General features: G+C 53.0%; 11 protein-coding genes. 7 read left to right on the forward strand and 4 right to left on the reverse strand.

Annotated features, from left to right (window positions below; genetic code table 11):
* Positions 1–297: 297 nt before the first annotated feature.
* Positions 298–603 carry a carboxymuconolactone decarboxylase family protein gene (locus tag JCM12308_RS06685; protein ID WP_244271840.1) on the forward strand — a complete coding sequence of 102 codons (306 nt, stop codon included), beginning with the start codon at positions 298–300 and terminating at the stop codon, positions 601–603.
* A gap of 162 nt (positions 604–765) precedes the next feature.
* On the opposite strand, the gene JCM12308_RS06690 is transcribed toward JCM12308_RS06685, so the two are convergent.
* The gene (locus JCM12308_RS06690; RefSeq protein WP_174519179.1) at positions 766–2,580 is read right to left on the reverse strand and encodes an ABC-F family ATP-binding cassette domain-containing protein; all 1,815 of its coding nucleotides are present in this window, start codon (positions 2,578–2,580) and stop codon (positions 766–768) included.
* 385 nt (positions 2,581–2,965) lie between these two features.
* On the opposite strand from JCM12308_RS06690, the gene JCM12308_RS06695 reads away from it, so the two are divergent.
* The 4 genes from JCM12308_RS06695 (at position 2,966) to JCM12308_RS06710 (ending at position 8,361) form a co-directional block, all read left to right on the forward strand.
* Positions 2,966–4,552 (forward strand): peptide ABC transporter substrate-binding protein, encoded by a 1,587-nt coding sequence (locus tag JCM12308_RS06695; protein WP_008549809.1) that lies wholly within the window; start codon positions 2,966–2,968, stop codon positions 4,550–4,552.
* A gap of 105 nt (positions 4,553–4,657) precedes the next feature.
* A complete protein-coding gene (gene oppB, locus JCM12308_RS06700) occupies positions 4,658–5,581 on the forward strand; it encodes an oligopeptide ABC transporter permease OppB (protein ID WP_008549535.1) in 924 nt (307 codons plus the stop codon).
* An 11-nt stretch (positions 5,582–5,592) separates the two neighbouring features.
* Positions 5,593–6,720, forward strand: a complete 1,128-nt coding sequence (locus JCM12308_RS06705) for an ABC transporter permease subunit (RefSeq protein ID WP_054783226.1) — start codon at positions 5,593–5,595, stop codon at positions 6,718–6,720.
* 9 nt (positions 6,721–6,729) lie between these two features.
* Complete coding sequence (locus tag JCM12308_RS06710; protein ID WP_054783227.1) at positions 6,730–8,361, forward strand: ABC transporter ATP-binding protein; 1,632 nt, start codon at positions 6,730–6,732, stop codon at positions 8,359–8,361.
* A gap of 54 nt (positions 8,362–8,415) precedes the next feature.
* Here JCM12308_RS06710 and JCM12308_RS06715 read toward each other — a convergent pair whose 3' ends face one another.
* On the reverse strand, positions 8,416–8,862 hold the full coding sequence (locus JCM12308_RS06715) for a DUF2000 domain-containing protein (protein WP_054783228.1): 447 nt from the start codon (positions 8,860–8,862) through the stop codon (positions 8,416–8,418).
* 140 nt (positions 8,863–9,002) lie between these two features.
* Between JCM12308_RS06715 and JCM12308_RS06720 the strand changes: the two genes are divergently transcribed.
* Complete coding sequence (locus JCM12308_RS06720; protein ID WP_083416549.1) at positions 9,003–9,497, forward strand: Lrp/AsnC family transcriptional regulator; 495 nt, start codon at positions 9,003–9,005, stop codon at positions 9,495–9,497.
* A gap of 40 nt (positions 9,498–9,537) precedes the next feature.
* Here JCM12308_RS06720 and JCM12308_RS06725 read toward each other — a convergent pair whose 3' ends face one another.
* The gene (locus tag JCM12308_RS06725; RefSeq protein WP_054783229.1) at positions 9,538–10,605 is read right to left on the reverse strand and encodes a dipeptidase; all 1,068 of its coding nucleotides are present in this window, start codon (positions 10,603–10,605) and stop codon (positions 9,538–9,540) included.
* A gap of 198 nt (positions 10,606–10,803) precedes the next feature.
* On the opposite strand from JCM12308_RS06725, the gene JCM12308_RS06730 reads away from it, so the two are divergent.
* The gene (locus JCM12308_RS06730; protein WP_054783230.1) at positions 10,804–11,118 is read left to right on the forward strand and encodes a cupin domain-containing protein; all 315 of its coding nucleotides are present in this window, start codon (positions 10,804–10,806) and stop codon (positions 11,116–11,118) included.
* Between the two features lie 51 nt (positions 11,119–11,169).
* Here JCM12308_RS06730 and trhA read toward each other — a convergent pair whose 3' ends face one another.
* A complete protein-coding gene (gene trhA / locus JCM12308_RS06735) occupies positions 11,170–11,814 on the reverse strand; it encodes a PAQR family membrane homeostasis protein TrhA (RefSeq protein ID WP_014285057.1) in 645 nt (214 codons plus the stop codon).
* Between the last annotated feature and the right edge of the window lie 293 nt (positions 11,815–12,107).

Raw genomic sequence — 12,107 nt, forward strand, 5'->3', positions numbered from 1 at the left:
TCGCCCGAAAAGCCGCCATGATTGTTGGGCTGGCAGGACAGTTCTACATGGTCGTGCTCACCGCCATCATTGTCGGCAAGTTCCTGAAGTTCAGGCAGCCGCGCAAGAAAGATTGACCAGCGGGACCGCCCACCGCAAACCAGCACCTGCGGCCACTATCGAAATAAAGAGTGAAGGCGACCCATCTGATCCTGATTAAAGCTGAACGGGTTTCATCGGCAGTTATTAAGCGCAGCCTGTTTTAATTGCCGGGAAACACCTGAGCCAACCGGAAGGTCGCCCATGCCAATGTTCTCCATGGACAATATGCGCAAGCTGAAGAAGTTCAATTCTTTGGCCACCGGGAAATCATGGAAGATGTTTATCGCCTTCAATGCGGAGGCCATGTCTGACGGTGCGATTTCCAAAAAGAACAAGCAGCTCATTTCACTCGCCGCCGCGCTCACCACCCAATGCCCGTATTGCATCGAGATCCACCGCGAGAACGCCAAGGTCTGTGGCGCCACGGATGCCGAGCTCGCCGAAGTGGTTTTCATCGCTGCGGCCATCCGCGCCAGCAGCGCTATCACCCACGGTACGCACCTGATTGACCACGATGAGTAAGCCCGCGCAGGGGGATAAGGTCTGATCGGGTACTACGTGACCGTTTCGGGAAGAACGCAGAAAATCCCTAAAGAACGCAAACGAACGCACAAAACAACGCAAAGCAAAAAAGGCTCCGGATCGCTCCGAAGCCTTTGCAAATACTCTAGTTATAAGAAGAAGTTAGCCCTCGTCGGCCAGCATCTCCAGCTCCAGCCACTCTTCTTCCAGCGCGCCAAGCTCCTCCTGAAACTTCCCAATCGCGTTCGTCACTTTATGAAAACGATCCGGATTGGAAGAAAACAGGTTCGGGTCTTCTAACTCTTTCTGAGCCTTGGCAATTTTCGCTTCCAGCTTTTCCATCTCACCCGGAATGGCTTTCAGACGGTGCGCCTGCGTGAAGTTGAGGCCAGACTTCTTATCCTCCTTCTTCGCAGCAGCAGGGGCAGGGGACTTATCCTCCTTTGCCGGCTTGTCGGCTTTGGCTGCTTTACGCGCCTGCACACCTTCACCGCGTTGGCGCACCATATCGGTGTAACCGCCCGCATACTCACCCCAATTGCCGCTCTCATCTTCCATGGTGATCACGCTGGTACAAATGCGATCAAGGAAATCACGGTCGTGGCTCACAAGCAGAACAGTGCCGGGATAATCAGAAATCAGCTCCTGCAACAGATCCAGCGTTTCAAGGTCCAGATCGTTGGTCGGCTCATCGAGCACCATCAGGTTGGAAGGCGCAGCCAGCGCACGCGCGAGCAACAGGCGTCCCCGTTCCCCGCCAGAAAGCACACGCACAGGGGTGCGCGCTTGCTCTGGCTTAAACAGGAAGTCCTTGAGATAACTCATGACATGCTTGGAGGTGTCGCCCAGAATAACCATGTCTCCGCTGCCACCTGTCATGGCGTTGACGAGCGTATCATTCGGGTCAAGCTTCTCGCGCTTCTGATCCAGCGTGATCATCTGCAGGTTAGCGCCAAGGCGCACAGTGCCCGTATCTGGAGCCAGCTCGCCGGTCAGCATTTTGAGCAAGGTGGTCTTGCCAGCACCGTTCGGCCCCACAAAGCCGATCCGGTCTCCGCGCAAAATGCGGGTGGAGAAATTCTTGACGATCGGGCGCTCTTCATAGGTCTTGCCGATGCCCTTGGCTTCAGAAACCAGCTTGCCGGAGATATCCCCCTCAGTGGCGGCCATCTTCACGGTGCCTTGCGGGCCCTTGTGCTCCTTGCGCTTCTGACGCAGCTCAGCCAACTCCCGCACCCGGCGCATGTTCCGCTTACGACGCGCCGTCACGCCATAAACCATCCAATGCTCTTCCTGCCGGATCTTCTCGTTCAGCCTGGATTGCTCTTTTTCTTCCTCTTCAAAAACCTTGTCCCGCCACTCTTCAAACTTGGCAAACCCCTGGTCCATGCGGCGGGAGATACCCCTGTCGATCCAGTAGGTTACGCGAGAGAGGTTTTCTAGAAAACGACGGTCGTGCGAGATCAGAACAATGGCAGACTTCATCTGCTTCAGCTCAGATTCCAGCCATTCAATCACGGGAAGGTCCAGATGGTTGGTCGGCTCGTCCAGCAACAAAATGTCCGGCTCCGGCGCCAACGCCCGCGCAATTGCCGCCCGTTTCGCCTCACCACCAGAAAGCGTCGCCGGATCTTCATCCCCGGTCAGGCCCAAAATCTCCAATAAGTATTTTGCCCGGTATTGATCATCGCCCGGCGCCAGTCCACCTTCAGCGTAGGCAAGCACGGTTGGGTACCCGGAAAGATCAGGTTCTTGCGGCAGGTAGCGAATTGTCCTCCCTGGCTGCAAAAAGTACTCCCCCTTATCCGGCTCTGTGAGCCCGGCGGCAATTTTCAGCAGTGTCGACTTGCCAGACCCGTTCCGACCAACTAAGCAGATCCGCTCGCCTTCCCCGACTTGCAGCTCTGCACCCGAAAGAAGAGGGGTCGTCCCAAAGTTAAGGTGTATGTCTCGCACATGAAGAAGCGGTGGTGCCATTAAGCCAGTCTTTCCAGATTCCTGAAGCAGCGCATTTCAACGCTAGGAGTAGATTTGTTGCTAGTGCTCTACCACAAATGAGCTGAGGTTAAAGTTTTTTGCCACGCCTGTGAAAAAATGGGGGCGAGAAACCTCGAGCGTCATAGTGACGCGATTGGAAAAGATTCAGCAACGGAACTTGAAATAAAAGTTCGAATTTGAGCTAAGTTTAGAAATAATACTTCCATAAACGTTTATTATTCAAATAAGAGATTAAAATAATCTCCGATTGCGAGGAAATTTTGATCCCTCGACACTTGCTATAATAACGCAACAGTGAAATGTTGCTGCGAACTGCCAGTCTCCAAATCTGGCGGAATGTAACTTGAGGAGAGGGGAGATCTGTATGATCAAGTCCATTCGTATGTCAGCGCTAGCTGCAGCTCTTGTGGCTGCTACTTCGCTATCTGCTGCGGCTGAAACCGTTTACAACCGTGGTAACTCCGCTGACCCGGAAACTCTTGACCAGCATAAGACATCTACTACCTACGAAGCTCACATCCTGCGTGATCTTTACGAAGGTCTTGTTGCTTACAACGCGAAGGGCGAAATCATCCCTGGCGCGGCGGCAAGCTGGACTGTTTCTGACGATGGTCTGACATACACATTCAAGATGCGTGACGACGCGAAATGGTCAAACGGCGACCCAGTTCTTGCTGGTGACTTCGTTTACTCTCTGCGCCGCATCATGAACCCAATGACCGGTGCGAAATACGCAAACGTTCTCTACCCAATCCTGAATTCCGAAGCCGTTAACAAAGGCGACATGGAAGGTGAGAAGCTCGGCGTTAAAGCAATTGATGACAAAACTCTTGAAATCAAGCTGCACGCTCCAACTCCTTACTTCATCCAGCTGCTGGCGCACCAGTCCGGTCTTCCAGTACACCCAGCATCCGTTGAAAAGTATGGTTCTGACTTCGTTAAGCCGGAAAACATCGTAACCAACGGCGCATTCGTTCTGTCCAGCTTCGTTCCTAACGATGCAGTGACCGCAGTTAAGAACCCACATTTCCATGATGCAGCAAACGTTGCTCTGGACAAAGTTAAGTTCTACCCAACTGAAGACCGTGGTGCAGCTCTTCGCCGCTTCCAGGCTGGCGAACTGGACACCAACAACGACGCTCCACTGGAGCAGATCGAGTTCATCCGCAGCGAGCTGGGTGACCAGTTCAAAGTAGCGCCTTACCTGGGCACCTACTACTACGCGCTGAACCACGAATCCGAAGCTATGAAAGACCCTGATGTACGTCAGGCTCTGTCCATGGCAATCGACCGTGAGTTCCTGGCAGAAGACATCTGGGGCGGCACCATGGTTGCTGCATACTCCCTCGTGCCTCCAGGAATCGACAACTACGGCGAACCAGCATACTCTTCCTGGGCAGAAACTGACCTGCTCGACCGTGAAGAAGAAGCTAAGAAAATTCTTGAGTCCAAAGGTTACAACGAGAGCAACCCTCTGAAGGTTGAAATCCGTTACAATACCTCTGAGAACCACAAGAACACTGCTGTTGCGATCGCAGACATGTGGAAGCCTCTTGGCGTTGAAGTGTCCATGCTGAACACTGACACCAAGACCCACTACGCACACCTGCGTGACCGTGGTGATTTCGACGTTGCTCGTGCAGGTTGGATCGGTGACTACTCCGACCCACAGAACTTCCTGTTCATGACCGAAAGCGACAACACCGGCTTCAACTACGCTCGCTATGAAAACCCTGAGTACGATGCACTCATGGACGAAGCAGCAGTAACTGTTGACCTTGAAAAGCGCGCAGAAATCCTGAAGAAAGCTGAAACTATCTTCATGCGTGACCTGCCATTCCTGCCTTTGATGTACTACGGCTCCAAGAACCTTGTTTCCGATAAGGTTTCTGGTTTCGAATCCAACCTGTTGGACGTGCATCCAAGCCGCTTCGTCAAGATTAACAAGTAATCTTTAACGCGACAGAAAATGCCAGTCATGCAGGATAGCTCATGGCTGGCATTTTTGTGAACTATCGGTAAATAAAAACGATAAACAACTGGAGAAGCAAGGCCCATGTTACGCTATGTCCTGAGCAGATTGCTCAGCGCGATACCGACCTTGTTCTTGATCATTACCATTTCCTTCTTCCTTATGCGCGTAGCGCCAGGTGGTCCGTTCGATCTCGAACGTCCACTGGAAGCAAAGGTCATGGAGAACCTGAACAAGATTTACAATTTGGACAAACCTCTTTGGGAACAGTACCTCATTTATCTCAAGAGCGTATTGTCCGGTGATTTTGGTCCAAGTTTCTTCTTCCGAGATTTCTCGATCAATGAACTTTTCGCCCAAAGTCTTCCAATCTCCATGCAGCTCGGTCTTTCCGCACTGGCACTTGCCTTGGCTGTTGGTGGGTTTTTGGGGGTTATCGCAGCACTGCGCCAGAATAAAGGCGTCGACTACTCTGTGATGGCCGTTGCGACACTCGGGGTGACCATCCCGAACTTTGTTGTGGCACCAATTCTGACACTCATACTGGGTGTTCATTATGGTTGGCTTCCTGTTGGGGGCTGGGGCGGGGGCGCCTTCGTCAACATGGTTCTGCCTGTCGTAACACTGGCTCTTCCGCAGATTGCTGTTGTTGCACGCCTGACCCGTGGTTCCATGATCGAAGCACTGCGTTCTAACCACGTCCGTACTGCACGCGCCTATGGCCTGTCCGGATACACCGTCGTTGTCGTTCACGCTCTGCGTGGCGCGATCCTGCCGGTTGTTTCCTACCTCGGCCCTGCAGCTGCAGCTCTGCTGACTGGTTCCGTGGTTATCGAAACCATCTTCGGTATTCCGGGCATTGGACGTTACTTCGTACAGGGCGCTCTGAACCGTGACTACACACTCGTTATGGGTACCGTAGTGGTCGTCGCCTGTTTCGTCATTATCTTCAACCTCATCGTGGATCTGCTTTACGCAATGCTTGATCCTCGCGTGCGTTTTGACTGAGGACGTAGTTTATGAGTGTTACCTCCGACCAGCTGACAGAAGCCCCAAAAATGGGCCGCTCGCTGTGGGATGACGCCCGTGATCGTCTTCTCGCAAACAAAGCAGCAGTGACCTCTTTGATCGTGCTGGCAGTGATCACACTGCTGTCCATCATTGGCCCAATGCTGTCTCCGCACCCATATGATCAGGTTTATCGCGACTACGTGAAGACACCTGCGAGCCTGGAAGCTTATCCGAAGCAAGATGAGATCCAGCCTGCTTTTGAAAAGATCGTAAAGCGTGCTCGTATGACCATCGAAAGCTATGAGCTGACCGATGGCAAGGTGACTGCAACCGTTACATCCCGCCGTAAGCTGGATGAACGGTACGCACGTTACTTCGACCGTTCCGACCTGTTCGAAAGCGCTGCAATTACCAACATCTCTGCTGACAAGAAGAGCGCAACTGTAACTGCTGATATTCAGTACATGCACTTCTATTTCGGTACCGATGCAAACGGCCGTGACATGCTCACCCGTACGTTGATTGCAGGTCGTGTGTCCCTGACCATCGGTCTGCTGGCAACCTTCGTTGCGATCAGCATCGGCGTATTCTGGGGTGCTGCTTCCGGTTACTTCGGCGGCAAAGTCGATCTGGTGATGATGCGTGTGGTAGACATCCTCTACTCACTGCCATTCATCTTCTTCGTGATCATGCTTGTTGTGTTCTTTGGACGTAACTTCATCTTGATGTTTATCGCCGTAGGCGCGGTGGAATGGCTGGATATGGCGCGTATTGTTCGCGGTCAGACCCTGTCCATCAAACGTCAGGAATACGTTCAGGCAGCAGAAGCTATGGGTGTAGAAGGTGGCGGTATTCTGAAGCGTCACATCATTCCAAACACTCTTGGCCCAGTGGTTGTTTACATGACCCTGCTGGTGCCAAAAGTGATCCTGCTGGAAAGCTTCCTGTCCTTCCTGGGCCTTGGTGTTCAGGAACCAATGACCTCTTGGGGTGTGTTGATCTCCGAAGGTGCGCGTAACCTGCAAGGTGCAGCATGGATGCTGGTGTTCCCGGCAATCTTCCTCACCTCCACATTGTTCGCGCTGAACTTCATCGGCGACGGTCTGCGCGATGCGCTTGACCCTAAGGATCGATAAGAGGGCAGAATGAGCAAGATTAACGAAAACACTGTTCTCGAAATCGACAACCTGAAAGTTGATTTCGAAACCAACACCGGCATGGTTCACGCGGTTAAAGGCGTGAACATCCACGTGGATTCCGGCGAGACAGTCGCAATTGTGGGTGAGTCTGGTTCTGGTAAATCCCAGACCATGATGGCAGCCATGGGTCTGTTGGCAGGCAACGGCATCACGCATGGTGAAGTCCGTTACCGTGGCAACAACATCCTCGGCTCCTCCATTCGCAAGCTCAACAAGATCCGTGGTGCGAAAGTCACCATGATCTTCCAGGAGCCGATGACCTCTCTGGATCCGCTTTACACCATTGAACGCCAGCTCTGTGAGCCAATGGTCGAGCACGGTGAGTACACCTGGGCAACCGCGAAGAAACGCGCGGTTGAACTGCTCGAACTCGTTGGCATCCCTGAGCCAGCTCGTAAGGTGAAAGCATACCCATATGAGATGTCTGGCGGTCAGCGTCAGCGTGTCATGATCGCAATGGCGCTCGCAAACGATCCGGATATCCTGATCGCGGATGAGCCAACCACTGCGCTCGACGTGACCACGCAGGCTCAGATCCTTGAGCTGATGGCAGATCTTCAAAAACGCCTCGGCATGGCAGTTGTGTTCATCACCCACGATCTGGGTATCGTTGAGCGCATCTCTGACCGTGTGTACGTGATGAAGTCTGGTGAGGTTGTTGAAGAGGGCAACACCAAAGAGATCTTTGGTAACCCACAACACGACTACACCAAGATGCTGCTGGATGCAGAGCCAACCGGTTCTAAAGCTGTTGTACCTGACAGTAACCCGATTGTTCTGGATGCAAAGGACGTGCGCGTTGAGTTTGAAACTGAAACAGGTTTCCTCAAGCCAAACCACGTTCTGCGTGCTGTAAACGACATTTCCATGGAAGTGCGTGAAGGCCAGACCCTCGGCATCGTGGGTGAATCCGGTTCCGGTAAGTCCACTCTGGGCCGCGCAGTCCTTCAGCTTCTGCCAACTGCAGGTGGTCGTGTTGTTTACCTCGGTAACGATATCACCGGTGCAACCAAAAAGAAGATGCAGCCGCTTCGTAAAGAAATGCAGCTGATCTTCCAGGATCCATTCGGTTCCCTGTCTCCACGTATGACCGTGGGCCAGATCATCACCGAAGGTCTGCTGGTGCATGAGCCTCAGCTCTCAGCGAAAGAGCGTGATCAGCGGGCGATCCAGGCGCTTGAAGAAGTGTCCATGGACCCGGCAATGCGCAACCGCTACCCACACGAGTTCTCCGGTGGTCAGCGTCAGCGTATCGCGATTGCACGCACCATGATCCTCAATCCAAAGCTTGTTGTATTGGACGAACCAACCTCCGCGTTGGACCGTACTGTACAGAAACAGGTGGTGGAGCTGCTGCGTAACCTGCAGAAGGAACATGGCCTGACCTATCTCTTCATCTCTCACGATCTGGCAGTGGTTCGCGCCATGTCCGATACCGTGATGGTGATGCAGAAAGGTGAAGTGGTTGAAAAGGGACTGGCAGAAGAGATCTTCTCCAGCCCGAAAGAAGACTACACCAAAGAACTGCTTGCAGCGGCGGCTTTGAAGCAGCATAAGCCAGGCAATCAAATCTTCTGAAATGAGAAAACCCCGGTGCTATGCGCCGGGGTTTTTGCTTTGGTGCTCTGAGGTTTACCTTAGAAGCTTTAATGACCCCACCAGTGAACGTACCAGTTTGCTGGGACCACAAAGCCCGATCCCATCGATCTTCTCGCTCTTAAGGGCCTGTGTCGGCACCAACGCTTCATAGTCTGCGAACGTATGAATGGATCTGGCAAAGGCAGGAAAGACAACCAGTGTCATCTCATCAAGGCGTGCAGCAGACTTCTCCAGGACCACGCGCATCTGATCGCCATTGGCCTGAAGAATGGGCACAGGGCGATCTGCACTGCTCTTGTAAGATGCGCCGTCGCCGTCTGTGAGGGTGACACCTCCAAGCCCTACATTCTCAGTTCCGATCCCGACAGATATGGCACCCACAGTGTTGGCGAGCCAGCCAACGGGCAAGTCAGGATCCACCACAACAGCAAGCCGCAAATCCTGCTCACCTCGCAACGGCTGCTTTTCGATTTGATTCATAAACATACTACCTCCTGTTCAGAGGATAGTATCTGGACGAGTAGAGGCGATCTGATCTATTTTGACTGGTAATGAGTTTCAAGTGGGTAGAGTCTACCTGTACTGGCGTCTAATTGGGTAGGGTCTACCTGAAATGGAGAATGTCGTTGGCGAAGAATGCAATGCAAAAGCAAGCTGTTCAGTTGGATGCCGCAGATAAGAAGATCCTGCGGGTTCTTCAAAAGGAAGGGCGTCTCTCCAACACAGAGCTTGCTGAAAAGGTGGGAATGTCCACGTCGCCGTGTTGGAGACGTGTCAGACGACTGGAACAGGAAGGAGTGATCAGCGACTACTCAGCTCGGTTGGATCGCCGAACCCTCGGCTTTGGTGTGCTTGTCATTGTCACCATCCAGATAGATGCACACAACGTGGAGCAGGCTGTCGAGTTTGAAGAAGCAGTGCTGAAGCTTGAGCAAGTCATTGCCTGCTACTCTGTCGGCGGCGGAGTGGACTTCGTGCTTCAGGTTGTCTGTGAGGACCTGGACGCTTATGCAGAGTTCTCCATGAACACTCTGCGGCGCTTGCCGGGCATCAAAGCCATGGAAAGCAACTTTGTGCTGAAAGAGCTAAAACCGCTCACCGGATGGCCAATCTAAGCGCACGCTTGTCAGAAAGGCCATCCGTTATGAGTATCGCTTAAATCCCAGCACGCTCCAGCACGCTGATCCAGTTTTTGTGAGCAATCTTAGCGATAAGCTCCTCACCGAAGTCAGCCTTGCGGAATGCGTTGATCAGGTTGGGCAGGCCGGCCACATCTTTGATGTCCTTGGCAACAAGACAACCGTCATAATCAGAGCCAAGAGCAACCCCGTCTTCACCCAGCTTGTTGATCAGATAGTCCGCATGGCGCAGGATCACATCCAGTGGCATATCTGGGTTGAGCTGACCGTCAGGGCGCAGGAAGAACACAGCAAAGTTGATGCCCACCAGACCTTTGGACTCCGCAATTGCATCCAGCTGCTTGTCCGTCAGGTTACGGCTCATCGGGCAGATCTTGAACACGTTGGAGTGGCTCGCCACGATAGGCTTGTCAGTGATCTTTGCCAGATCCCAGAAGCCCTTTTCGTTCAGGTGAGAAACGTCCAGCTGAATGCCGCGCTGATTACACTGGCGCACCAGCTCCTTGCCAACTTCAGTCAGGCCCGGACCAATGTCTGGGCTATGCTCAAACTCCATCGGCACGCCGTAACCGAATATCGTCTCACGGCTCCAAACAGGACCAATAGAGCGAAGCCCACGCTCGTAAAGCAGCTCAAGAGCCTCAAAGTCCTTATCGATGCACTCAGCCCCTTCAACATGAAGCACCATGGCCAGCTGATCTGCATCCATCGCCTCTTTGATAGCACCGGTAGACCGGCAGATCTTCACCGCACCGTCACCCTTGGCCTCCAGGTCTTCGGCGATATCCAGCAGCTTCAGTGTATAGTCCAGTGCTTCCTTCTGAGGCACCGTTTTGAAGTGCTCAGGGCTCTTGAAGTCGACCTCTTCACCTTCCTTCGGCTTTGCTCTGACAGATGGAGTGAACATAGCAAACAAACCGCCAGCAAACCCACCTTTGCGGGCACGTGGAAGGTCAATGTGATCGTAGCTGGCCTCCTCAAAGAAACTGCGTTCCTTCGGTGTCTGAGACCGACGCTCCAGTGAGAGGAGCGTATCGTTGTGGCCGTCAAAGACCGGAACAAGGTTCGGGGCAGTATCTGTCATGAAGAACTCCGGGAAATAGAAATATCACTATGAAAAATGCCAATGCTGAAACACGGCTGGGATCTACGCAAACCCAGGGCTTCTGGCAGAAAGCTAGGTCACATTGGCGGAATTTGAAACTACACTGTTAAATATTAAACCCTTAAAATCAATAGGATCACTCCAACTTTCTGAGTGGTGTTGAGAGGGGAAGGCGCAATGGCGACAATTATCAGAGGCTCTGACTTTACGGCAGACAAGGCGTGGGGTGCACAGCTCATCGCCAACATGAACGGCATTACTACGCGCCTGCATTGGACCGATAAACCATACAAATGGCACATCAATGACGGCGAAGAAGTCTTCGTGGTTCTGGATGGCACAGTTGAGATGAAGTACCGGCAGGAGGGAGAAGAGCTCTCTGCAATGATGCAGCCGGGAGATATCTTTTTTGCCGCTATCGGCACAGAACATGTCGCTCATCCGCAGGGCGAAGCGCGTGTGCTGGTGGTGGAGACGGAGGGAAGTGTCTGAACCAGCAGATAGGGAAGGGGCATGGCCCCTCCCGCAAAGGATCACTGGGTGTTAAGCCAATCCAGGTAGCGCCACATCCACCATGATCATGGCAAAGTGGCAGGCCGCAGCAGAAAGCACGAAACCATGCCAGATGGCGTTCTGGAACGGCAGGTTCTTCCAGATGTAAAACAGCGTCCCAACAGTGTAGAGACCACCGCCAGTCACCAGCAGCGTAAAGCCAGCCACGGAAAGCTCGTTGTAAATCGGCACGACAGCAAAGAAGCCAACCCAGCCCATCGCCAGATAGATCGGCACCGCAAGCTTATCCAACTGCCGCATATGCAGGATCTTAATGGCCGCTCCCGCAATAGCGCAGACCCAAATGCCAATCAGCATGGAAATGCCAAGCCAGCCGCCCAGCACCATCAGGCACAGCGGCGTGTAAGTACCTGCAATCAGGAAGTAAATCGCGGAGTGGTCCAAGCGCCGTAGCAGGCCCAGCTTGTTGTCTTTTTCAAGGATGTTGTAGGTCGCAGAACAGATCAGCATGGCCAACAGTGTGGCTGTGTAAACGTAAATACTGATCTGGCGGGCATAGTCGTCAGCCGCCCACAAAACCATCACAAAGGCAGTGGTAGCAGCTGCGCCAAAGGCAATTCCCAAAACATGGATCACGCCATCAGCCACTTTTTCCGCGTAGGTCTCTATTCTCATGCGCAGGCTGTCCCCCCGAATGCACCCGAACTATGTTGAACTACATAATGCCGCCCTTAGCATCTCAACTCAACTGAAACTACTGTGCAAACTGGTCAATATATGGGCATTTGACGAAGCAGGGTGGGTTGCCCCTTGGAAATCGGGCATATCCAATTGCTCCATCCTTCAGATGTGGCATTGGCTCTCAGGACTTTACTGCCAATATTGCGCTGGTCTGATGGCCGCACCGACCACTTGTGGGAAAGCAAAAGAACGCTGCTGCGGGCTTTGCTATTTCCGCAAGAATCATG

The organism is Pseudovibrio denitrificans JCM 12308 (assembly GCF_001310815.1).
GTDB classification, from domain to species: domain Bacteria; phylum Pseudomonadota; class Alphaproteobacteria; order Rhizobiales; family Stappiaceae; genus Pseudovibrio; species Pseudovibrio denitrificans.